The organism is Mycolicibacterium sp. CBM1 (genome assembly GCF_054073305.1).
Map to the genome: position 1 here is coordinate 422258 of NZ_JBSXPP010000001.1, position 22302 is coordinate 444559.

Annotated in this window: 25 protein-coding genes and 1 pseudogene; 12 read left to right on the plus strand and 14 right to left on the minus strand. The window is 68.3% G+C overall.

Annotated features, from left to right (window positions below):
- The first annotated feature begins 48 nt into the window (after positions 1 to 48).
- From ACXDF8_RS02035 to ACXDF8_RS02050, 4 genes are read left to right on the plus strand one after another with little or no spacing between them, the layout of a single operon-like run.
- A complete protein-coding gene (locus tag ACXDF8_RS02035; protein ID WP_457221564.1) occupies positions 49 to 456 on the plus strand; it encodes a VOC family protein in 408 nt (135 codons plus the stop codon).
- A gap of 21 nt (positions 457 to 477) precedes the next feature.
- Positions 478 to 963, plus strand: coding sequence for a peroxynitrite isomerase (locus tag ACXDF8_RS02040; RefSeq protein ID WP_457221565.1), 486 nt, complete (start codon positions 478 to 480; stop codon positions 961 to 963).
- Positions 960 to 2213: a lipase LipE gene (gene lipE, locus ACXDF8_RS02045; RefSeq protein WP_457221566.1), complete on the plus strand. Its 1254-nt coding sequence runs from the start codon at positions 960 to 962 to the stop codon at positions 2211 to 2213. Before ACXDF8_RS02040 ends, lipE begins: the two co-directional genes overlap by 4 nt.
- A 37-nt stretch (positions 2214 to 2250) precedes the next feature.
- Positions 2251 to 2388, plus strand: a complete 138-nt coding sequence (locus ACXDF8_RS02050; protein ID WP_457221567.1) for a hypothetical protein — start codon at positions 2251 to 2253, stop codon at positions 2386 to 2388.
- 5 nt (positions 2389 to 2393) lie between these two features.
- On the opposite strand, the gene ACXDF8_RS02055 is transcribed toward ACXDF8_RS02050, so the two are convergent.
- From ACXDF8_RS02055 to ACXDF8_RS02080, 6 genes are read right to left on the minus strand one after another with little or no spacing between them, the layout of a single operon-like run.
- Entirely contained in the window at positions 2394 to 2702 is a 309-nt protein-coding gene (locus ACXDF8_RS02055; protein WP_457221568.1) for a DUF2694 family protein, read from the minus strand.
- On the minus strand, positions 2699 to 3016 hold the full coding sequence (locus ACXDF8_RS02060; RefSeq protein WP_457221569.1) for a type VII secretion target: 318 nt from the start codon (positions 3014 to 3016) through the stop codon (positions 2699 to 2701). Before ACXDF8_RS02060 ends, ACXDF8_RS02055 begins: the two co-directional genes overlap by 4 nt.
- A gap of 2 nt (positions 3017 to 3018) precedes the next feature.
- Positions 3019 to 4482, minus strand: a complete 1464-nt coding sequence (locus ACXDF8_RS02065; protein WP_457221570.1) for a DUF4226 domain-containing protein — start codon at positions 4480 to 4482, stop codon at positions 3019 to 3021.
- A gap of 59 nt (positions 4483 to 4541) precedes the next feature.
- The gene (locus ACXDF8_RS02070; RefSeq protein WP_457221571.1) at positions 4542 to 4901 is read right to left on the minus strand and encodes a DUF4226 domain-containing protein; all 360 of its coding nucleotides are present in this window, start codon (positions 4899 to 4901) and stop codon (positions 4542 to 4544) included.
- Between the two features lie 55 nt (positions 4902 to 4956).
- Complete coding sequence (locus ACXDF8_RS02075) at positions 4957 to 5742, minus strand: C40 family peptidase (RefSeq protein ID WP_457221572.1); 786 nt, start codon at positions 5740 to 5742, stop codon at positions 4957 to 4959.
- Entirely contained in the window at positions 5739 to 6479 is a 741-nt protein-coding gene (locus ACXDF8_RS02080; RefSeq protein WP_457221573.1) for a helix-turn-helix domain-containing protein, read from the minus strand. The genes ACXDF8_RS02075 and ACXDF8_RS02080 overlap by 4 nt, the downstream gene beginning before the upstream one ends.
- A gap of 128 nt (positions 6480 to 6607) precedes the next feature.
- On the opposite strand from ACXDF8_RS02080, the gene ACXDF8_RS02085 reads away from it, so the two are divergent.
- Complete coding sequence (locus ACXDF8_RS02085; protein ID WP_457221574.1) at positions 6608 to 7018, plus strand: WhiB family transcriptional regulator; 411 nt, start codon at positions 6608 to 6610, stop codon at positions 7016 to 7018.
- Between the two features lie 15 nt (positions 7019 to 7033).
- Here ACXDF8_RS02085 and ACXDF8_RS02090 read toward each other — a convergent pair whose 3' ends face one another.
- Positions 7034 to 8173 (minus strand): 3-ketosteroid-9-alpha-monooxygenase, oxygenase component, encoded by a 1140-nt coding sequence (locus ACXDF8_RS02090; RefSeq protein WP_457221575.1) that lies wholly within the window; start codon positions 8171 to 8173, stop codon positions 7034 to 7036.
- 100 nt (positions 8174 to 8273) lie between these two features.
- Here ACXDF8_RS02090 and ACXDF8_RS02095 point away from each other — a divergent pair, with 100 nt between their 5' ends.
- The 4 genes and pseudogenes from ACXDF8_RS02095 to ACXDF8_RS02110 all read left to right on the plus strand — a co-directional run.
- On the plus strand, positions 8274 to 8900 hold the full coding sequence (locus ACXDF8_RS02095) for a TetR/AcrR family transcriptional regulator (protein ID WP_457221576.1): 627 nt from the start codon (positions 8274 to 8276) through the stop codon (positions 8898 to 8900).
- A gap of 31 nt (positions 8901 to 8931) precedes the next feature.
- Positions 8932 to 9228, plus strand: coding sequence for a hypothetical protein (locus ACXDF8_RS02100; protein ID WP_457221577.1), 297 nt, complete (start codon positions 8932 to 8934; stop codon positions 9226 to 9228).
- Between the two features lie 114 nt (positions 9229 to 9342).
- Positions 9343 to 10320: a pirin family protein gene (locus tag ACXDF8_RS02105; protein WP_457221578.1), complete on the plus strand. Its 978-nt coding sequence runs from the start codon at positions 9343 to 9345 to the stop codon at positions 10318 to 10320.
- A 139-nt stretch (positions 10321 to 10459) separates the two neighbouring features.
- A pseudogene (locus tag ACXDF8_RS02110) lies at positions 10460 to 10714 on the plus strand (cyclase family protein); the annotation flags it as partial.
- 154 nt (positions 10715 to 10868) lie between these two features.
- On the opposite strand, the gene ACXDF8_RS02115 reads toward ACXDF8_RS02110, so the two are convergent.
- The 4 genes from ACXDF8_RS02115 to ACXDF8_RS02130 all read right to left on the minus strand — a co-directional run bounded on the left by ACXDF8_RS02115 (position 10869) and on the right by ACXDF8_RS02130 (position 15265).
- On the minus strand, positions 10869 to 11144 hold the full coding sequence (locus ACXDF8_RS02115) for a hypothetical protein (RefSeq protein ID WP_457221717.1): 276 nt from the start codon (positions 11142 to 11144) through the stop codon (positions 10869 to 10871).
- Positions 11145 to 11249: 105 nt separating this feature from the next.
- A complete protein-coding gene (locus ACXDF8_RS02120; RefSeq protein ID WP_457221579.1) occupies positions 11250 to 12620 on the minus strand; it encodes an APC family permease in 1371 nt (456 codons plus the stop codon).
- Between the two features lie 12 nt (positions 12621 to 12632).
- The gene (locus tag ACXDF8_RS02125; RefSeq protein ID WP_457221580.1) at positions 12633 to 14288 is read right to left on the minus strand and encodes an amidohydrolase; all 1656 of its coding nucleotides are present in this window, start codon (positions 14286 to 14288) and stop codon (positions 12633 to 12635) included.
- A complete protein-coding gene (locus tag ACXDF8_RS02130; protein ID WP_457221581.1) occupies positions 14285 to 15265 on the minus strand; it encodes a nitrilase-related carbon-nitrogen hydrolase in 981 nt (326 codons plus the stop codon). Before ACXDF8_RS02130 ends, ACXDF8_RS02125 begins: the two co-directional genes overlap by 4 nt.
- A gap of 74 nt (positions 15266 to 15339) precedes the next feature.
- Here ACXDF8_RS02130 and ACXDF8_RS02135 point away from each other — a divergent pair, with 74 nt between their 5' ends.
- Positions 15340 to 15942, plus strand: coding sequence for a TetR/AcrR family transcriptional regulator C-terminal domain-containing protein (locus ACXDF8_RS02135; protein WP_457221582.1), 603 nt, complete (start codon positions 15340 to 15342; stop codon positions 15940 to 15942).
- Positions 15943 to 16036: 94 nt separating this feature from the next.
- On the plus strand, positions 16037 to 17149 hold the full coding sequence (locus ACXDF8_RS02140; RefSeq protein ID WP_457221583.1) for a GGDEF domain-containing protein: 1113 nt from the start codon (positions 16037 to 16039) through the stop codon (positions 17147 to 17149).
- A gap of 6 nt (positions 17150 to 17155) precedes the next feature.
- On the opposite strand, the gene ACXDF8_RS02145 is transcribed toward ACXDF8_RS02140, so the two are convergent.
- Positions 17156 to 18130: a GGDEF domain-containing protein gene (locus ACXDF8_RS02145; protein WP_457221584.1), complete on the minus strand. Its 975-nt coding sequence runs from the start codon at positions 18128 to 18130 to the stop codon at positions 17156 to 17158.
- A 39-nt stretch (positions 18131 to 18169) separates the two neighbouring features.
- On the minus strand, positions 18170 to 18436 hold the full coding sequence (locus tag ACXDF8_RS02150; RefSeq protein WP_457221585.1) for a YdeI/OmpD-associated family protein: 267 nt from the start codon (positions 18434 to 18436) through the stop codon (positions 18170 to 18172).
- A gap of 146 nt (positions 18437 to 18582) precedes the next feature.
- Here ACXDF8_RS02150 and ACXDF8_RS02155 point away from each other — a divergent pair, with 146 nt between their 5' ends.
- Positions 18583 to 19686 (plus strand): GGDEF domain-containing protein, encoded by a 1104-nt coding sequence (locus tag ACXDF8_RS02155; protein WP_457221586.1) that lies wholly within the window; start codon positions 18583 to 18585, stop codon positions 19684 to 19686.
- A 230-nt stretch (positions 19687 to 19916) separates the two neighbouring features.
- Here ACXDF8_RS02155 and ACXDF8_RS02160 read toward each other — a convergent pair whose 3' ends face one another.
- Complete coding sequence (locus ACXDF8_RS02160; RefSeq protein ID WP_457221587.1) at positions 19917 to 22262, minus strand: arylsulfatase; 2346 nt, start codon at positions 22260 to 22262, stop codon at positions 19917 to 19919.
- Positions 22263 to 22302 lie beyond the last annotated feature (40 nt).

Here is a 22302-nt window from a genome sequence, read left to right on the forward strand (position 1 = left end):
CGCAGTTATTCTTCCGACCGCACCCCCACTCAGCGCAGAGGAACCCCCATGGCTATCGAACTGCTCGCCCCCAACGTCGAGATCGGTCTGGTCACCACCAACCTCGGTCCGATGGTCGAGTTCTACGAGAAGTTCCTCGGCCTGACCCATCAGGGCGACCTGGACTTCCCGGGCGGAACCATGAAGCGCTACGCCCTGGGCAAGAACATCCTGAAACTGGTCACCCTCGACGAGCCGCCCTCGGCACCGGCCACGCCCGGCGGCGGCCCCGCCGCGGCCGGGATCCGCTACTACACCCTGGTGGTGGCCAACGTGACGTCCGCCGCAGAGCAGGTGAAAGCAGCCGGGTACGAAATCGCGCAGGAACTCGCCGAGTTCGCGCCGGCACCGGGCATGGGCTGGATGTTCGTGGCCGACCCCGACGGCAACTGGGTCGAGCTCGTCGGCCCGCTCTGAGGGGCGTCGTACGCTGGCCTGGTGCCCGACCTACATCCCGACATCGCGACCCTGGCACCGCTGCTGGGCACCTGGACCGGCACCGGACGAGGCGAGTACCCGACCATCGAGCCCTTCGGCTATCGCGAAGAAGTCACCGTCGGGCACACCGGCAAGCCGTTCCTGACGTATTCGCAGCGCACCCGCGCCGAGGACGACGGACGACCGCTGCACGCCGAGACGGGCTACATCCGTCTGCCCGCGCCGAACCGGATCGAATTCGTCATCGTGCACCCGACCGGCGTCACCGAGATCGACGAAGGCACGGTGACGGTCGACGGCACCGCGCTCGTCGTCGAGGTCGACTCGACCTCGGTCGGTTTGACCGCATCCGCGAAAGAAGTTACAGCGCTGAGCCGTTCGATCCGCGTCGAGGGCGACCGCCTGAGCTACACCGTGCGGATGGCCGCAGTCCGTGTCGGGCTTACCCACCACCTGGCGGCCACCCTGAACCGGCAGCAACAGTGAGCCCCTCCCCCGCCGCGGACGGGCGCATCCGAGTCCCCGGCGACCTCGACAGCGTCACCGACGTCGGCGCGGAGGACCACAGCGCGATCTCGGCGGCCACCGCCGACCGGATCTGGCAGGCGGCCCGGTTTTGGTACGCGGCGGGCATGCATCCGGCGATCCAGCTCTGCCTGCGCTACGACGGCCGGGTGGTACTCAACCGGGCGATCGGGCACGGCTGGGGCAACGGGCCCGACGATGCACCGGACGCCGAGCTGCTGCCGGTGACTGTCGGTACGCCGTTTTGCGTGTACTCGGCGGCCAAGGCGATCAGCACCACGGTGGTGCACATGCTCGTCGAGCGGGGCGCGTTCAGCCTCGACGACCGGGTCTGCGACTACCTGCCGAACTACACCAGCCACGGCAAGGACCGCACCACCATCCGGCATGTGATCACCCACAGCGCCGGCGTTCCCTTCGCGACCGGACCGCGGCCCAATCTCAAGCGGATGAACGACAGCGAATATGCGCGCGAACAGCTCGCCCAGCTTCGGCCCATCCACAAACCGGGGTTGATGCACATCTACCACGGGCTGACGTGGGGACCGTTGGTGCGCGAGATCGTATCGGCGGCGACCGGCCGCAGCATCCGCGACATCCTGGCCGAGGAGATCCTCGACCCGTTGGGGTTCCGGTGGACGAATTACGGTGTCGCCGAACAGGACGTCCCGCTGGTCGCGCCCAGCCATGTCACCGGAAAGCCGTTGCCACCGGCCATCGCGGCGGCGTTCAAGGCCGCCGTCGGCGGCACCATGCAGCAGATCATCCCGTTCTCCAACACCCCACTGTTCCTCACCGGGGTCGTTCCGTCGTCGAGCACCGTCTCGACCGCCGACGAACTCTCCCGGTTCGCCGAGATTCTGCGCCGCGAAGGCGAACTCGACGGGGTCCAGGTCATGCGGCCGCAGACGTTGCGGCAAGCCGTCGCGCCCGTGCGCCGGCTGCGGCCGGACGTCGCGACCGGGCTGGCGCCGATGCGCTGGGGCACCGGCTACATGCTCGGATCGGAGCGGTTCGGTCCGTTCGGACGCGGCGCCGCGGGCGCGTACGGCCACACCGGACTGACGAACATCGCGATCTGGGCGGACCCGCAGCGGCGGCTGTCGGTAGGGCTGATCAGCAGCGGCAAGCCGGGACGGCACCGCGAGGCCGGCCGCTACACCGCGCTGCTGGACCTGATCAACGCCGAGATTCCCCGCGACGGCGGGTGAATTGTGCGCCTTCGGCAGCGCGGTTAACGTACCGACCATGGCTGATTCGATGCTGCAGCAACAACTCGACGAGGTGCGCGCCCTGCTGCAGCGGGCCCGAGAGCTGTTCGGGCCGAATCCTGTTGTGCCGCCGGATGTCAGCGCGGCCGACAGCGACCGACGCCACGACCGCTAGCCGGCTCAGGCGCCGTTGTCGGGGCGCAGTCGGTGGTTCTGCAGCGCCTTGGTGGCCAGTTCGAGATCGCCCTCCCCCGGCACATCGGATGACGGGGTGTGTCCCGCGGCGAGGATTTCGCCGCGCACCTCCATGAGCGCCCTGAGATAGGACACCTCCGCGGTCAGCAGGATCGCCTCGGTAAGGGTCTGGGCGTCGGCGTCCATCGCCGGCTCGGCCAGCGCGACGCTGTGCAGGTAGCCACCCCGACAGGAACGGAACAGAATGTGCCCGCTGGGATGGGCGGCGTCGAACTGCGGATCGGCCTCGGTCACGGGCCGGCCTCGGTGATGCGGCGGAACTCGGCGGCTGCCGCACTGTCCTCGTGCTCCCACACGTCGGCGGCGTGCAACAGGTTGGCGGCCAGCTCGGCATGCGCGGCCGCCTGCTGTTCGTAGCAGCTGCGCCGCTGCTCGAGCAGGTCGCGGCCGGCCTCCCGCAGCTCACCGAAGATCGGTCCGAGTGACTCCAGGCTGGCCAGGATGTCGCCGTGGCTCGCCGGAGCCGTGCTCAGGCCGTCGGCGGTCTCCTGATGGTGGCGTGCCGCCTGGCGCAGCTCGTCGGGCACCACGTGGATGCGCTCTGCCATGGTCACTCTCCTGTCGCCGGGGGGTCGGCAGTCACGGCCGGCCGGGTGGGGGCCGGTTGATCTGGGGTGGGGGTCGAGGTTCGGGTGCCCGGCTCCGGCGGATGCTCCCACCCTAGAAAGCTCGGGCCGGTCACGCTCGCGATGGGCTCGATCCGGTTGTTGAAGACGGCCTTGCCGTTGCCCAGCGCGACCGCGTGCCGGTCGGTCAGCACACCGACGTCGCCCGCGATCAGCTTCGCCTGGTCGACCGGGTGGGCCACCGCGCTGCCGGCGGGCGGGATCGTGATGCCCTGCTGACGGAACGCGTCGGGGATGGGGGTGCCCGCGACGGCGGCGGTGAGCACCGCGGCCAGCTGCGGGGTGGGTGCGGTGACGGTGTCACCGTCGGGCAGGTGCACGACGGTCGGATCGGCCGCGGCCGACGATTGGGACGCCTCGTCGGGCTCATCCTCGGGGTTGTCTTCGGTGTCGCCGATGGGATCGTCCGCGACAGGTTCATCGGCCACATCGTCGGCGAGTGGGTCGGTCAGTGCCTCACGCAGGGCGGCCAGGTCAGCCGTCGCGGGGTTCGTCGGCGACCTCAGGCCGTCCAGGGCAGGTGCCGGCGGCGTGGCCGCCGAGGGGAATCCTCCCGCCGGGCTGCCGGCGCCACCCAGCGCGGGCAACGCGGGGTTCGGGGCAACCGTCGGTGCCGCAGCGGTGGGGGCGGCGGCCGGGTCGGCCGGTGCGCCGGTCAGGTCCTCGGGCAAGAGGGTGTCGAGGAACGGGTCGGCTCCCGGCTCCGGCTCGAACCCCGGCGGTGTCGGGGACGCGGAGGAGCCCGGGGATGCCGGCGCGGCCTGCTGCTCGGAACCGGCTGCGGCGGACCCGGGGCTCTCCCCGCTGTCCGGGGTGGCCGCGGCGTACAGCGAGGCCAGCGCAGCGGCCAGCGACGCCTTGGAGGTGGCGTCCAGACCGGCCGTCTCCACGACGGTCTTGATGTCACGCAGCCGTCCGATGAGATAGCGCTGGAAGGCGCGCGCGCCAGCAGGGGTGTCGAGGTCGGTGCGGATCGCGACAGCCGCCTCGATGTCGTCCTGCAGGCCGTCGAGGGCCTGGCGGCTCGCCGCGTGGGTGGTGTGCGCATTGAGCACCGCGCTGATGACCTGCAGATCGAGCTGGGCGCTCGCCGAGTGTTGTTGTGCCAGAGATATTTCCGCGCTCCGGATCGCCTCAGCGGCGCTACCCTCCCCCGGCGTGGTTCCGGCTGGGGCGGGCGAGGCCTGCGACGCCGGCTCGAACACCTGGCGGTGCACGGCACGAATCTTGGCCGCCACGTTGTCGATTACGTTGGGGGCGACGACGCTGGCCGGGCTGCCGACGGTGGCCAAGTCGGCCGCGGACAGCCCCGACATCCAGGCGCGGCCGTCACCGGTGGCGGCGCCGACGCGCGCTATGACGTCGAGCAGATCTTGATACGTCGCCACCGGTGGCCTCCCATGCCGGCGACTGTATCCAGTGCGCACACAGCCGACAATTCACCCGTTCACAGGGTGATCGCGGGCACCTGGTAGCGGTGTTGAAGATGGCGCAGCGCAACGGCTTTGGCCCCGGCCTCAGCGCGTGCGGCAGTGACGATATCGATGATCTCGCGATGCTTGTCGAGCAGGAATCGAGCGAACTCGAGGCCCTCGGACGGCGCGGTCACGCTGCGCTGTGCGACGGCCGCCTCGATCTCGGCACCCACGGCATCGAGGCGCCGGATCGCCTCGGTCGCGGCCGCGTGCGCGGCCGCCAGCGCCGAACTCAGTTCGGCGTCGACTGCGGCGAGGTCGCGGTCACGCGCGGCGAGCGCCGATCGGGCGGCATCCAGGGCGTGCCCCGCTGCTCCGACGTGCTCGGCCATGGGTCGACGGTACTCAGCCGAACAACGGTGAACAACTCACCTCTGGCCGCCTCGACTAGACCGGACGCCGGATGCTGACGTCGCCGCCCAGCCGGCTGATCCGCACGTTCGCACCCGCATGCGGCGCCTCGACCACCAGGCCGTTGCCGATCGCCAGCTGGACATGGCCGGCGTGCGGGAAGACCAGATCACCGGGTTGCACCTGAGACCGGGCGATCGGCACCCCGTCGTCGATCTGGTCGTAGGTGGTGCGATCCAGGTGCACCCCGGCCTGCGCGTACGCCCACTTCACCAGGCCCGAGCAGTCGAACCGGTCCGGGCCGGTCGCCCCCCACACATACGGGCAGCCCAGCCTCGACAATGCGGCGCGCACCGCCAGTCCCGCCCGAGAGTTCGGCGCAGGGACGCGGCGGCGCATGCGGTACCGCAACGCCCGCAGCAGCGCCAGCCTGCGCCGGGCGCGGCGGCGGGCGGCCAGTATGTGTGCGTGCTGCGCACGCAGACGAGCAGCTCTGCGCCGCAACAACTCCCGCTGTGCTATCGGGTTGTCCGGCGACGACGCGGCATCCGCCCGGGCGGCGTCGAGCACTGCCATCGTCTGCCGGCGGGCCTCACCGTGGTCGCGCTGGACAGCGGTCAAGATCGTCGACAGTTCGGCATCGACCCGGCGGGCATCGCGTTGCCGTTCGCGATGCTGGTCAGCTGCCAGGCGGTAGGCCGCGGGCAGTCCCTCGCCGGGTGCGGGCGGCGCAGCGGCCGCGACGTCCACCCGGCGCGCCGGCACCTCCCCGGCGAATAGCGCATGCGCGCGGGCCAGGATGTCCAGTTCGGTGGCGGTCATGCCTGGCCCTCGACGAAGGCCCGCACCCGGGGCAGCGCGCCCGGCGGGATGACACCGCGGTTGCGGATGTCCCACATCTGTTCGGCGCTGACGCCGAGCAGGGTCGCGATCACCGATTCGGGGAGAGCCGAGCGGCTGCAGGCCCGATCGAATCGGGCACTGATGCTGCCGGGCAGTCTGGCCAGCAGGCCGGTACGGATCGCCTCCAGCGACCGCAGGTGAGTCATCAACCGGTCGGTCGAGTCCGCGCCGGCGTTGACAGCAACGCGCCAGGAGTTGGCGGCCAGCAGTTCCGCCTTCACGCATTGAGCGATCACGGTTTGAATATACGTTTCGTATTCGTTTGACGTCTCCGCTGGCAGACGGGCTATCAACGAGTTGAGCGATTCCAGGTGTGCCTCGGCGTGCGCTTCGAGCACTTCGGCGTCGCTGTGCCGGTTGACCACGATGCCGGTGGCATTGCGGGTCGCGGCCGGTTCGGGGGGTCCGGCGGCCAGCAAGTGGGCGAGCTCAGCCTCCGGATCGTCAGCCACGACCAGCCGTGCATAGGTGCCCGGCGGCAGGCCGAGGCCGTTTTCGACCTTCTGAACTGTGCCTTTGTGCGGCTTGCGGGCGCCGCGCTCCATGAAGCTGAGGCCCATGATGCTGACCCCGGTCGCGGCGGCAAGATCGGCTAGTGACCAGTCGCGCGCCTCGCGTAGTGCCCGGATGGCTGCGCCGGCCGCTTCACGGCTCACCGTCGCGCTCCAGCCATATACGGATCGTACACAGCGATCTTCGTATATACGTTTCTGTCTACTTTTCTCTTGCAGTGCGTTCGATCGGCATATACGCTTTCGTCATCGAAAACGATGAGGAGGCCACGATGAACTACCGCCCGTGCTCGGCAGAGCCCGATCTCTGGTTCGGCTACGCCGACGACGACGCCAGTGACGGCGCCGCCAAGGCGCGCGTGTACGAGCAGTCCGCCACCCGTGCACGCACCATCTGTCTGCGCCGCTGCCCACTGGCCCAGCAGCGGGCCTGCGCCCGCGACGCGGTCGAAGGCGGTGAGGAATACGGGGTGTGGGCCGGGGTGAAGCTGCCCGGCGGTCAGTACCGCAAGCGCGCCCAACTCGCCCACGCCCATGAGGTGTTGCGCCGCATCGCCGAGGGGCAGCTCACTCCGCGGGAGCTGCCTGAGAGCGCCGAACTGCTAGCACGTAGCGAGGCGTTGCCGGTCCCGCCAGCCACCGTCGTACACCTGCCCCTGAGCCGGCCGCGCAGCGCGGCGTGAAAGTGAGCCGGCGACTCAGCCGGTGACCGAGGCCGCCGCTCGCTTCTGCAGGTTCTCGTCGACCTCGGCCTGCCAGACGCCGTAAGCGTGCGTGGTGTCGACTTCGAGTTCGAATCGGTCAGTCATGTCAGAGGTGACGTCGGCGGCATCGACGTAGAACTGCTCATACCAACGGCGGTACTGATACAGCGCACCGTCCTCCTCGCACAGCAGCGGATTCTCGATGCGGGTCTTGTGCTTCCAGATCTCGACGTCCTGCAGGAAGCCGACTTCGTAGATCTTCGCGTAGGACTCGGCGAGCTTGTCCGCCTTCTCTTTCGTCAGCTCCGGCGATTTCTGCACCGACACCCCGAATTGCAGCATGAACGAGTTCTGACTGATCGGGTAGTGGCAGTTGATCAATACCGATTCGACGGTGAAGTTCGGCGCCAGATCGTTGTGCAGCCAGTTGATCATGTACGACGGGCCGAAGTAGGTGGCCTCGGAGCGCAACTTGGTGCCCTCCCACAGCCGCTCCGGGTGCTTGGTGAAGTCCTGGCGGCCCTTGGACTCCATGAACTGGCTTGCCGTGTGTCCTTCGAAGACGTTCTTGAAGTACGTCGGGTAGGCGTAGTGGATGTAGAAGAAGTGCGCCATGTCGACGTTGTTGTCGACGATCTCTCGGCAGTGCGACCCCTCGATGAGGATCGAGTTCCACGCCCACTTGGACCACAGGTCGGTACCCATGCCCTCGATCTGCGGCGGGTTCAGTTCCTCGGACGGCGTGGAACCCTCCGGGTCGTGCCACACCAGCAACTGTCCGTTGACCTCGAGGGTCTGCCACTTGCGGGTGCGCGCCAGCTTGGGAACCCGACGGGCATAAGGGATCTCCGCGCAGCGACCGGTGGCCCCGTTCCAGCGCCAGTCGTGGAACGGGCAGGCGATGTTGTCGCCCTTGATCGACCCCATCGCCAAGTCGGCGCCGAGGTGGCGGCAGTAGCCGTCGAGCACGTGGATGTCGCCGCTGGTGTCGGCGTACACCACCAGCTTGCCGCCGAAGGCTTCGATCCCGTGCGGCTTGCCGTCCCGGAAATCGTCGGCCAGGCCCAGGCAGTGCCAGCCGCGGGCGAACCGCGTCATCGGCGTTCCGGTGTCGATCTCGCGGACCTGGTTCATAGGGCACATCCTTTTCGCTTTGACTGTGGTCAATCAGCACCCAGTTGCAATTTAAGCACATGTGCTTAAAGCTGCCTAGCTTTGCTCTAGACTTCGCGACGTGGATCGCGGAGCCCGATCGCGGGAGGAGTTGCTCGACGCGGCCGAGCGCCTGATCGCCGAGCACGGGTTCGAGGTGCCGCTGCGGGAGATCGCGAAGGCGGCCGGGCAGCGCAACAATTCGGCGGTCAACTACTACTTCCGCAGCAGGCAGGACCTCATCGACGCGGTGGTGGCCCGTCGGCTCGCCCCGATGGAGGTCGAGCGGCAGGCCCTGCTGGATCGGATGGCGCCCGAGGATATGACCGATGCCCGCGCGGTGCTGCGGGTATTGGTCGGCCCCTTCTTCCACTGCGAGGGCACCCATTACGCCCGCTTCCTCGAGGTCGTCCGGATCCGACTGAAGAACGAGCCGCAGAGTCCCGCGGAGTCGGCCTGGCCCCGCATCCTCGACGCCCTTGCCAGGCTGGTCCCGCTCACGGAACGCACCGCCCGCGAACGCCGGGTGGGCGCCGTGGCCACCGCGATGTTCGCGCTACTAGCCGATCACGAACGCCAGGCCGAAGCGGGTCAGGCCAGCAGCGAAAGCCTCGGCGAGATCGTGACGATGTTGGCGGCCATGCTCACCGTCACGCCAGCGGATCGGCCGTTCACCGACGCGAGGTCGGGTAGGCAGGAAACACTGTGACGACGAGTCGGTGCGCTGAGGGGAGTGGTCCGTGCGGGTCGTGCTGATGGTGGCCGTGGCGGCCCTGGTCGCGCTGGTGGTCGCGGTCCTGACCGACAGCGCGGTCGTCGCCGTCGTGGTGGTCGCGCTCGCCGCGCTGGGGATCGTGCTGCTGCTGCGCGACTGGCGCTGCGAGCGGCGCGGGCGCGGGTCTGCGACGGCCGCGACACCGGTGGGGGAGTCCGCCGACGAGCCCGCAGAGGTCAGCGCCGAAGTCACCCCGGAGATGTTCGCTCCGGACATCTCCGCCGACGGACACGGTCCGTCGGCCGACGCCCGCGCGGATTAGATCGCACCGCCCGCGCTGGATCGGCTGGAGTTCATCACCGACCAGCTCGGTCGCTGGCCACCTGGCCTTCTCCGCGGCGGGTAAGCTCGCCCGGGTGGTGGGTCAGGCGCGGTCATGAGCAACCTCGAGACCGATCCAGCGGAATTTGACTGCACACCAAAGTCTTTCGCCGGGGTCGAGGTGCTCGAGCCACGAGTGGTACCGCTCGGGGGTCCCCGCGCGCTCGAAGTCCGCCGGACCTTGCCGCAGCGTGAACGCTCCATGATCGGCGCGTGGTGCTTTGCCGACCATTACGGTCCACAGGATGTGCGCGAGAGCGCGGGCATGGACGTTCCGCCGCATCCGCACACCGGCCTGCAGACGGTCAGCTGGTTGTTCAGCGGCGAGATCGAACACCGCGACAGCGGCGGCGTGCACGCGCTGGTGCGCCCCGGTGAGTTGAATCTGATGACCGCCGGCGCCGGAATCTGCCACTCGGAGGTGTCGGAAGTGTCGGAGGCGTCGACCACGATCCTGCACGGTGTCCAGTTGTGGGTGGCACTGCCCGACTCCGAGCGCAACACCGGCCGGGACTTCGACCACCATGTGCCCGAACCGGTTCCGCTTGGCGATTCCACGGTGCGGGTGTTCCTCGGCGAGCTCACGGGCCAGCGCTCACCGGTCCACACGTTCTCCCCGCTGCTGGGTGCGCAGGTCGACCTCGCCGCTGGAGCGACGGTGGAGCTACCCGTCGATTCGGCGTTCGAACACGGGGTGCTGCTCGACCTGGGCTGCGTCGAGGTCGCCGGCCGCCGACTGAAGTCGGCCGAGCTGGCCTACCTGGGGCCGGGCTCGACGTCGCTGCGGCTGTACAACCCCACCGGTCGCAGCGCCCGGCTCCTGCTTCTCGGCGGTACGCCGTTCACCGAGGAAGTCCTGATGTGGTGGAACTTCGTCGGCCGCACCCATGACGAGATCGCCGAGTACCGCCGGCTGTGGGAGGACGGTGACGATCGGTACGGGGCCGTCCGTGGGTACTCCGGTCCGGTCACCCGGTTGCCGGCTCCGCCGATGCCGGCCACCCGGTTGCGGCCGCGCCGCCGGAGAAACTGAAGGCAGATTCGATGACCACCGACATAGCTCTGATGCGCAGATTCGTCGACATCTCGGTGTCGCTGCAGGCCGGCATCGCCTCCGACCCGTCAGACCGCCGCCGAGGTGGTGTCATTCTTGCCCGGCGCGACCGTCGACGATGGACGGCGGCAAGCGCGCGATCACCATCGACGAAGTACCACTCGAATGGTGCCTGCAGCCGGCGGTCAAGCTGGACTTCCGGCACTTCCCGGACGGATACGTGGTGAGCGCGGCCGACGTCGAGCAGGAACTCGATCGCATCGGCCACGCGCTCTCGCCGTTGGAGATCGTCTTGGTCAACACCAGCGCCGGCACCCGCTACGGCCAGCCCGACTACGTCGGCACCGGATGCGGCATGGGCCGCGAGGCCACCCTGTACCTGCTGGAACGGGGAGTGCGGCTGACCGGCACGGATGCCTGGAGCTGGGACGCGCCGGTTTTGACGTGTCCTGCTTTCCGGTTACGGTGCACGCCGCATCTGCCGGATGGACGCGTGCGGTGGCAATCGTCGACGACGGCGACTGACCCTACGGCCAGGGCCCGCCTACCGGCGGGCCGCCGCCCGGCGGTGACTGGTTTTGCAGGATGCCCAGGCAGGTTCCCAGCGACTTGCCGGGAATGCACGGAATCCCGCCGACGCTGGGCAATCCGTTGGCCACATAGCAGCGGCCGGTGATCGGGTCGGACAGATGCCCAATCGGGCAGGCGTTGGCCGGTGCCGCGATCACCACGGGCGCGGCCACGAACACCGTGCCGCACGCGGCGGCCAGCAGCGCCCTGGTGACTCGCGCCCGCAACGTCATGCTGTGAGGATACTGCGAGCCCGGGGTTCAGGTGAGCAGCATCGGCCGACCGGACCTGATCCGCATGCTAGGGGAGTATGGGGCCCGCAGCCGTTCCCCGGCGAATCATTCCTCGAGGTCCAGCACCGGAGTCGGGCGGCGGAACCCGTGGGTGACACCCAGCAGCCAAATGAAACCGATTGCCAGCCAGCACAATCCGATGGTCAGCGCGAGACCGTCGAGGCTCGTCCACAGCCACGCCGTCAGGATGAAGCCGGTCACCGGGAAGATGAGACTGGTCACGAGCTGGGCACCCTGGCGTTCACGCAGGTCGATGAAGTAGTGCTTGATCACCGAGAGGTTCACCACCGAGAAGGCCACCAGCGCACCGAAACTGATCACCGAAGCCAGGATCGCCAGGTCGATGACAACCGCCAGCAGTGAGACCACGCTGACCACTCCGATGGCGTAAACCGGCGTACTGAATCGCGCTGACACGTGGCCGAACACCTTGCGCGGCAGGATCCCGTCGCGGCCCATGGCGAACAGGATGCGGGCCACCGACGCCTGCGAGGTGAGCGCCGAACCGAGCGCACCCGCCACGTAGGCGGCGGTGAAGAACGTGGACAAGAACTGGCCGCCGGCGGCGGTCATGACGTCCAGCGAGCCGGAGTCGACGTCGGCGAACTTGTTGGAGGGGAACACCAGCTGCGAAACGTAGGACAGGCCGATGAAGATGGCGCCGGACAGCAGGGTGGCGATCAGGATCGCGCGCGGCACATCGCGTTTGGGATTCTTGGCCTCCTCGGACAGCGTCGAGACGGCGTCGAAGCCGAGGAAGGACAGGCACAGCACGGCCGCGCCCGCCAGGATGGGTGACATGCCGGGGGCGCTGCCGTCACCGGTGAACGGAGCGGCGATGTCGACGCTGCCGTGGCCGAATACCTTGGCCACGCCCAGGACCACGAAGGTGGCGATGAAGATCGTCTGGATCGCGATGATGAGGAAGTTTGCGCGGGCCACCGACACGATGCCGACGATGTTGAGCACGGTGACGATCGCGATGGCCACCACGATGAACACCCACGCCGGAACGGCGGGGATCGCCGCCGCCAGGTAGATGCCGATCACCAGGTAGTTGATCATCGGCAGGAACAGATAGTCCAGCAGCAACGACCACCCGCTGAGGAAGCCGATGGGCGCTCCGAAACTCTTCTGCGCGTAGGTATATGCCGACCCGGCGACCGGGTAGGCCACCGACATCCGCGCGTAGGAGACCGCGGTGAACACCATCGCGATGAGGGTGACGACATACGCCAGCGGCAGCCGGCCGCCCGTGGTCTCGGTGACGATCCCGTAGGTGGTGAAGACGGTCAGCGGGACCATGTAGACCAGGCCGAAGAGCACCAGGGATGGCAGGCCGAGCGCGCGCTGCAGGCGGCCTTCGTGTTCCCCGAACAGCGGGTTGCCCACGGAGGCGTTGGTGGGGACGGTCATCAGTGTGCTCCTCTAGCTTGCTGCTGTGTAGGCGGCCTGGCCGCGTAGGTAGGTCGCTCGCACGGGCAGAGCGGGTAGTTCAAGCGCTGGCGTGCTGCGCGGATCGCGGCCTAGCCACACGAAGTCGGCACTGGCCCCCGGAGTGATGGTGCCCCAACGTTCTTCGGCGAAGGCCTGGTAGGCGACGGCGCCACTGTAGGCGGACAGGGCCCGCTCGATCGGCACGATCTCGTGCGGTGTCCAGCCCCCCTCGGGCTGCCCTTCGGCGGTTCGCCGCGAGATCGCCACCGCGATGCCGTCCAGCGGTGCCCCCGACGACACCGGCCAGTCCGAGCCGAATGCCAGCGCGGCACCCGTCTGGTTCAGGGTTTGCATCTGGTACTGCCGGTCGGCCCGTTCCACACCGAGGCGCGGGATGGTCAGCACCGTCATCAGCGCGTCCATCTGTGCCCACAACGGTTGCATGTTGGGGATCGCGCCCAGCGCGGCGAACCGGTCGATGTCGGCCTGGTCCACCAGCTGAACATGGGCGATCACGGGTCTGCGGTCGCGGGTTCCGTTGTGCGCCTGGACATATTCGATGGCATCGAGCGCCTGGCGGACCGCGGCGTCGCCGATGGCGTGGATATGGATCTGCAGCCCGAGTTCGTCGACCCGGCGGGCGGCCTCGGCCAACGAGTCGCCCTCCCAGTTCTGCATGCCCCGGTTCGCCCCCGAACCGCCTGGCTCCCGCCCCCCGGAATGACTATGTAGGCCCGAGCAGTACGGCGCCAGCAGCGCACCGGTCTCGTTCTCCACGACACCGTCGGCGAAGAACTTCACCGTCTGGGCGGTCAGCAGCGGTGAGCCGGCCTCCTCGACCTCGCGGCGGGCTTGGGCGTAATCGGCGATCTGCGTATCGAAGTGGCGCGGATCGGCATACAGGGCCAAGTTGAACCGCATCCGTAGGGCGCCCTGGCGGGCAGCGGCCACGTAGGTGGCGACGTCGCCCGGCTCCACCCAGGCATCCTGCACCCACGTAACTCCGCGGGCGAGGAAGTAGTCGGCGGCGGTCCCGAGTGCGTCGATGCGCTGCTGCTCGTCACGCGGCGGCATCACCGACATCACCAGATCGGTGGCGCCCCACTCCCGCAACGTGCCCAGTACCGATCCGTCCGGCCGGTGCGGGATCTCGCCGAGGACGGGGTCGGGGGTGTCTGGCGTGATGCCGGCCCGTTCGAGGGCGGCGGTGTTGACCCACATGGTGTGGTAGTCCCAGGCGCGCAACGCGACCGGGCGATCGGGCACCACCGAGTCCAGCCAGCGAGCGTCGAACAGGCCGCCTTCTGCGAGGCTGCCATCGTAGGACGCCCCGGCGATCCACTCCTCGTCGGGATGTTCGTCGGCGTATTTCTTTACCGCGGCCAGGATTTCGTCGATGGAGCCACAGCCGCGCACCGCCGGGCCGACCGACTCGAGCCCGCCATAAAGCGGGTGAGCGTGGCCGTCGCCGAACGAGGGCATCAGAAATCCGCCCTCGAGGTCGACGTGCTCGCAGTCGAGCCCGGCGGCCAGCTCGCGGGCCTGCTCGCCCAGCGCCCGCACCACCCCGTCGACGATCAGCAGAGCGTCGGATTCGGTACCGGTGCCGGTCCAGATGACTCCGCCGGTGAACAGTGTCGCGCTCACTTGACCACCGCCGTGGCGGCGTGGCCCGCGCCGTAGGGTTCGTCGGCGACGACGGGCCGGGTCAGCGCGTCGTAGCTGTCCGGTCGGCGGGTGAGCAGGAACGGGAAGAGCTCGAGCCAGTCCCGGCGCTGGTCCAAGTCGAGGTCGGCGACCAGCACCGCCTCCTCGTCGCGCGGGGCGGACACGAGAACTCGGCCGTAGGGATCGGAGATGAACGACGAGCCGTAGAAGCTGAGCTTGCCCTCGGTGCCGACCCGGTTGGGCACCACCATGAACAGGCCGCTGTTGATGCCGTTGGCCACGATGACCTGCTGCCACAACGGACGGGTGTCGAAGTCGGGGAAGACCGGTTCGGATCCGATCGCGGTGGGGTAGACGACGATCTCGGCTCCGGCCAGCGAGTAACTGCGGGCGACTTCCGGGAACCACTCGTCCCAGCAGGTCGGCATGCCAATACGAGCGTCGAGTCCGTCGGGGGCGTACACCGGGTAGGGGTCGGTCACCGGGCCGGGGCGGAAGTAGGTGTCTTCGTAATAGCCGGCCGAGATCGGGATGTGCAGCTTGCGGGTCCGCCCCACGAGTTCCCCGCTGGGGGAGACCAGGATCGCGGTGTTGTAGCCCAGACCGTCGACGTCGTCGGCCCGCTCGTAGAGCGAGGCCTGCACGAAGATGCCGTGCAGCCGGGCGGCGTCGGCGGCCAGCGCGAACGTGGGTCCGCCGGTGAGGTCTTCGGCCAGTGCGGCGGGATGGGCGCCGGCCGGGGTGTCGGCTGGGTAGCGCAGCAGCGTGATCTCGGGAAGGAAGACCACCCGGGCTCCTTCGTCGGCGGCGCGGGCGATGCCCGAGCGCAGCGTGGAGGCGAGATCGTCGGGGTCCGGGCGCCACCGGTGCTGAACCAGACCGACTCGCAACGGGTCTCGATCAGAGACGGCCGAGCGGGACAACGGCTCCAGCGCGGGAGAGGTGAGGGTGATCATTCATCTCCTAAAACGAATCGAATTCGTTTAGTGTGAACTCGCCCATAATTCTTCGCAAGCGATAGGAGAAATTTATGGGGCGGCCGCCGACACCGTTGTTGTCCACCGATCGAATCGCGTCAGCCGCCATGGATCTGGTGAGCGCCACCGGCGGCTTCACCATCCCGGACCTGGCCCGCAAGCTGCAGGTCAGCCCATCGTCGCTGTACAACCATGTCGCTGGACGTGACCAGATCGTCGAACTGCTCCGTGAGCGGGCGATGTCGGAAGTGCGCCTGCCCGAGGATCAGCCGGACCGACCATGGGCCGCGGTGGTCGCCGACGTCCTGCGCTCCTACCGACGCAGCTACGCCCGTTACCCGCGGCTGATTCCCCTGTTGACCGCCTACCCGGTGAACAGCAGTCACGCGATCCAGATGTACAACGTGCTGGCGGTGACGCTGCGCCGTGCGGGATTCGACCCGGCCGACACCCTGCGGGTGATCACCCTGATGGACTGCTTCGTGTTGGGTTCAGCTCTCGACGTGGCCGCGCCCGAGGAACCCTGGCATTCCGGCGATGACGTCGGACCCGAGTTCGCCGCCGCGCTGGCCACCGGGATCGGCAAAGCCGACCGCGCCGACGACGCCTTCGAGTTCGGCTTGGCGGTGTTGCTGCGCGGGCTCTCCCCGGGCTGAGAGTTCGACGGGCAGTGCGTTATCTGACGCGTCCGGGGTCTGCGGCTCACCTTCGGCCGTTACGGTGAGGTGAGTACCTGGGAGGGACGTCGAGTTGGACGAGGATCGGGGATCACGGCGACGGCTGGCCCGGCACGCCCTTCGCTGGTGGTGGCGCCAACCCGACCGGTTCGACTGGCTGGCCGGCTATTTACGTGCCCGGGGGTTGGGCAAGGGCGCGCGGGTGTTGATGGCCGTCGTCTCGCTGCTCTTGATCTTCATGGGCGCCGGGGTGCTGCCCTCGCGCAATCAGTCGCCGATGGTGGCAGTCGTCGTGGGGGTCGCCGGCTTCGCCGTCGGGATCGGGTTCGCTGCGCTGTGGCTACGGGGTTGGCCGACGCGGTGGCAATCGCTGGCGATGGCCTACACCGGCTCCGCTCTGATCGCCGTGGGCTGCATGCTGCAGCCCCACCCGGAGATCGCCCTGATGGGCTGCACCGGGATGGCCGGTATCGGCGGGTACCTGGCGTTGTTCCACAACTCCAAGGCCATCACAGCCAACGCGCTGGTCGCCGTGACAGCGGGAACGATCTGCGCGGTGCGGGTCGCCCAGGCGAGCCACGATGTGGTGCTCGCCGGAGCCGGACTGTCGCTGGTGATCGAGCTCAACGCCGCCGTTCCGCTGGCGATTCAGGCGGTAGTCCACACGCTGGGCGCCGACGTCGTGCGCTCCAACCACGACCCGCTGACCGGGGTGCTCAATCGGCGTGCGTTCTTCGAGCGCGCGACGGCACTGGTGACCACGCCGTCGGAGGACCTGAACCTCGTCGTCGTGATGATCGACCTCGACGACTTCAAACGTCTCAACGACACCCACGGCCACATCGCCGGGGATCAGGCGCTCACCGCCGTCGGTTGGGCGCTGCGGCAGAGCAGCGGCAGCTCGGCGATCGTGGGGCGCTTCGGGGGTGAGGAGTTCGTCGTCATCGACGCGGCGCCCTCCGACGTCGCCGAGGACATCCCCCGACGGCTATGCGCCGCCGTCGCGGCGCTGCCGCAGCCGGTCACCGCCAGCGTCGGCGCTGCGGTGGTGCGCTGGGGCACCGTCGCCGAACCCGCACTGGCTATCGAGAGACTGATCCGCACGGCGGACGCCGCCATGTATGCGGCCAAGAGCAGCGGCGGCAATCGCTGGCAGGTCTACCGCCCTAGTACCGCCGAGCACTGAGGTCTGTCAGGCCGTCTCCAGATCGGCCGACGGCGCCTTGCGCTCGCGTTTGCGCCGGTACAGATCAGCATCGGCAGTGGCCAGCAGGGCGGTGAAATCTGTTGCTTCGGTTGGAGTTCCGACAGCGAGGCCGACCGTGACTCGGACCGGGCTGACATCCGCGAGGATCTCGGCCAGCCGTCCGGCTTCGCCGTCATCGCGAAGGCTCAGTACGACGGCGAACTCGTCGCCACCGAGGCGGCCGATCACCGCGTCGCGCGGAAGCTTGGCCTTCCAGCGCGTCGTCAGCGCGACGAGCACCTGGTCACCGGCCGCATGACCGTCGCTGTCGTTGATCAGCTTGAAATCGTCGACGTCGAGAAGCAACACGGCGAGCGGACGCCGCTTGCGGTGGGCCACTGACATCAGCTCGTCGACGCGCAGATCGAAGCCGGTCCGGTTACGCACTCCGGTGAGCGGATCGCGGTCAGCCGCGTCGCGCAGGATCGCGTGGCTGACTCCGAACACCTCGGCCGCACCTCCGATGGACAGCACGAACAACAGCGGCCACAGCGGCGGGACCGGTGCGGGGGCGACCAGCAGACCCACCGTCGCGGCGATCCCGATGGCGACGACGTAGGTGCGCGTCACCACCGCGCTGTGCCACGTCCGCACGAAGATGCCCAGAAACATCAACGGAATCAGCGACCACACCTGCGCGGTGGGGTTGAGGTGGAAGAACAGGACGATCACCGGGGCAGCACTGACGCAGGCCAGGGCGGACACGTAGCGCCAGCCGCGCAACGGCGTGCGCAGACACAGCAGGAATCCGACGCCGCCCAGAACGGCCGCAGCGATCTCGCCACGCATGTCCGTCTCCACGGTGTCGCCGATCGAGGAGACGACGGCCAGCCAGTAGACGCCGGAGAAGAACAGTCCGTAGGTGATCAGCATCTGCCGGCGCCGCGCCTCCTCGCGCTCGCCTGCCGCCAACCGACCCATCCCGCCATTATGGCTGCCGGGATATTTGCCAGCGACGGGTTACCTACCGGTGCGCTCCCGGTGTTTACAGCCGGGCCAGCAGCACGGGCGGCGCTTGCCCTCCGCCAGCTCTTCCTGGGTTCGGCGGATGCGACGCTCGCGAGTGGCCGGTTGCTTGGCGTCGCAGACCCAGCAGATGAATTCGTTGCGGGCCAGCGGGGTGATGTCATTCCACGAGGCAAGAGCGCTCGGGTTGGCGATCAGCGCCGTGCGCAGGTCGGCGGGGAGGTCATGGACGACGCCGCCTGCCACCTGATGAGCACTCATCTCGCCAGGGTAGCTGCGTGGGCAGAGCCGACCCGCGAGACGCGCATTTCAGTGCGCTGGCATGATTGTGCTCGCAAATAGCTGCCGGCCAGTCGGCGGTGGTCCCCGGGGCGGATTGGGGTTGATGGATGCTTCGATGGCTCCGTATGCCTCGCTCCCAGGCTGACCAGTACGAGTGGATCACCGTCTATCTGCATGAGCGCGGGCTGCAACGACTCTGGCGCTTACTGAACTTCGTCGCCACCGTGGCCCTGGCGGCGTCGACGGCGTTGATGGTCCGGAGTCCGGCTGGCCCCGGTAGCCCGCTCACCGTCGCCGTGTGTCTGGCGGCGACGGGGGTGGCGACGCTGGCGGCGGTGCCGTTCCTGGTGCACTGGCCCACTCGGCGGCAATCGCTGCTGTTCTCGCTCGCCGGCACGGTCACGATCAGCGCGGCGTGCCTGTCGTATTCGAATCCCTATGTGGGGCTGATGGGCTGCACCGCGTTCTCGGCGATCGGCGGCTTCGTCGCCTACTTCCACACTCTGCGGCAAGTGTTGGTCAATGCCGGGGTGGCCGGAGTCTGCGTGGTGGTGTTGGCACTTCGGCTACTCGACGAGAAGGGCGACGCGTACCTGACCGCGGCGGGGATCGTGATCGTGGTGACGTTGAACATCGCGATCCCGTTCGGCGTCGAGTCGTTGGTGCGCACGCTACGCGCCGATCTCCGCAGTTCCGGGCGGGACCCGCTCACCGGGCTGCACAACCGGCGGTCATTCAACCATTCGGTGTCGGAGCTGGTGATGCGTGGCACTGACGGCCACCTGGTGGTCATGATGATCGACCTGGACAACTTCAAGCAGCTCAACGACACTCACGGTCATGCCGCCGGTGACGCCGCCCTGATCGGAGTCAGCGCGGCACTGGAGGCGACGTGCCGGCGTTCGGCGGTCATCGGCAGGTCCGGCGGAGAAGAGTTCGTGGTCGCCGACGTCGAGCACAACCCCGTTCCGGCAGTCAGCGCCGAACGCCTACGCCTGGCGATCGCCGACACCGCCGCGCCGGTCACCGCCAGCATCGGCACCGCCAGCATCCGGTTAAGCAGCGATATAGCCAGCAATCCGCGGCACATCGACGACCTCATCCACGCCGCCGACGTCGCGATGTACCGCGCCAAGCGGGCCGGCGGAAATCGGGTCTGCCACAGCGAGGACGTGCCCTCCCCGGCCGGGGAGGGACACCGGCTTCCAGGGCCGGTTCAGCCGAGCTGATCTGCCGCACCACCTCGCCCATGTAGGCCCGCGGGCGCGAAAGTCACTCGCGCCCGGTTCAGGGCGCGGCACTGTCGGCAGCGCGGTCGCCATCGAGGCAATTGTGCGCGACGGATTCGTCAAGCTCGACAGGCCCGCACTGCGTGGATTCGCGCCATCGCACCATGACGCCGTCTCGGTGTCCGAGGATGATCCAGAACCGCTGGCGGCGGGACTAGCGAACGGCGCCCTCAGTCGGCGGCGAACGCGGCGTCGATCATGGCGTCGGGGTGGTGATCACCAGCGTCCGAGAAATCGATGGTCACGTGGTCGAGGACTCCGCCGCGGAACGGGTCGGGCGAGACATATTCGGCCGACACCGAGTAGGCGACGCTGCGGCCGGCCGAGACGGCTTGCATCGGATCGAAGCCCGCCATCCGCACCCCGGCCAGGAATCCCGCCTCGCGGTCGTCCACCCAGAGCACCACGTCACCAATGACGTCGAACGGCCCCGGTCCCGAACCGGTCCTGGTGAAGTCCACACCGAACACGCACTGTCCGATCGAGATCGTCTCCGCCGACGTCACGGTCTGCTCCTGTCCGGCGAAGGTGCAGACGTAGTGCAGCCGACCGCCCGACACGTAGAGCGCATGCCCGCCCGAGCGGCTGCCCTGGGAGAAGAGCACACCGTGAGCGTCGGAACTGGCGATCGAGACCGGTGCGCGCAGCCGGAAGGAGCGACCCTGCAGCAAGCCACCGAGCGGTGTGTACACGGCTGGCGTGTCAGGGTAGTAACGCACGTGGCGGACCGCACCTGTCACCTCGGCCGCTCGGCGGGAGATGAGTTCGAAGACGCTTAGGTCGTTGAGCGGATAGGCGTTGCAGCGCAGCGCCTCCTGATGCCACAGAGCCTTGAGCTCGTCGAGCCGGTCCGGATATTCCTCGGCAAGGTCGTGGTTCTGGCTGCGGTCGTTGTCGATGTGGAACAACTCCCAGCGATCCTGGCCGAACTTCGACCATCCGGGGTGCCCCTGGGTGGCCGATGTCGGTGGGTGCACGGTACCGGCGAACCAGCCGTCGTGCCAGATTCCGCGGGTGCCCATCATGGCGTAGAACTGGGTGTGCTTGGCGCCGTCGGCGTGCGGATCATGCAGTGCGGCAGCGCAACTCACGCCATCGAGCGGATCCTGCTCGATTCCCTTGACCAGCTCGGGGGGATCGATGCCGAGCAGCTCATAGATCGTCGGTGTGATGTCGCTGACGTGGACGTAGTGGTCGCGTACCGCTGCGCGCGCGCTCAGCCCCGCGGGCCACGAGACGATGCACGGGTCGGCGATACCGCCCTCGTGCGAGGCATATCGCTTGAACAGCTTGTAGGGCGTGTTGAACGCCATCGCCCAGCCGTTCGCGTAATTCATCTTCGTGCCCGGTCCGCCGAACTCGTCGTACCGATCCAGCGAGGGTGCCGATTCCATGCCACCGCGCATCGGCGAGAACTCGTCGAGGGTTCCAGACGGTCCGCCTTCGCCGCTGGCGCCGTTGTCGGACATCACGACGACGACCGTGTTGTCCAGTTGGCCGGTCTCCGCCAGATAGTCCAGGACGCGCCCGATTTGGGCGTCGGTGTAGCTGAGGAAGCCGGCGAACACCTCGACCATCCGCGCCGACACCCGTTTTTGGTCCTCCGAGAGCTCAGCCCAGGGGGTGACGGTGTCGTGTTGGGGCCACGGCAGGCCGTCGGCGCTGGTGCAGTCGGCGTAAGGGTTCATCGGCGAGAGTTCGGTGTCCGCCGCAATCAGTCCGAGTGACTTCTGGTTGGCCAGCGCGATCTCGCGGTAACGCTCATAGCCCATGTCGAATCGGCCGCGGTATCGGTCGGCCCACTCGGGGGCGACCTGGTGGGGGGAGTGCCCCGCGCCAGGGCACAGGTACATGAACCACGGCTTGTCCGGCGCCGACGACCGATGGTCGCGCAGGAATCCGATTGCGTTGTCGGCGAGGTCTTTTGACAGGTGATATCCCTGTTCCGGGGTGGCCGGCGGGTCGATCGGCCGACTGTCGCTGACCAGGGTCGGGTACCACTGGTCGGTCATGCCGTCGAGGAAGCCGTAATAGCGATCGAAGCCGCGGCTCAGGGGCCAATACCGTCTTGACCCTGCCGCATGACAATCCGCCGGGGGAGCCAGATGCCATTTCCCCACCGCATAGGTCGACCAGCCCCGTTCGGCGAGGACTTCCGAGATCAACGCAGTGTGCGCCGGGATGCGCCCGCAGTGCCCGGGGAAGCCTTCAGCCAAGTTCACCACCGAGGACACACCCACAGTGGTGGGGTTACGCCCCGTCAGCAGGGACGCGCGCGTCGGCGAACACAGCGCCGTGGTGTGGAACTGGGTCAGCCGGATGCCGTTGTCGGCCAGGCGACGCATGTTGGGCATGTCGACCAGTCCGCCGAAGCAGTCCCAGGTTGCGATCCCGGTGTCGTCCCACAGCAGGTAGAGGACGTTCGGCGCGCCCGGTGGGGCCTGCTGGTCTTGATACGGCGCCCAATCCGGTACCGAATCCCGGATGTCCTCGGCAATGGTGCCCTGAAATTCCACAGCGGTGTCCTTGTCTGTCAGGCGGGTCTGTTGGGCGGGG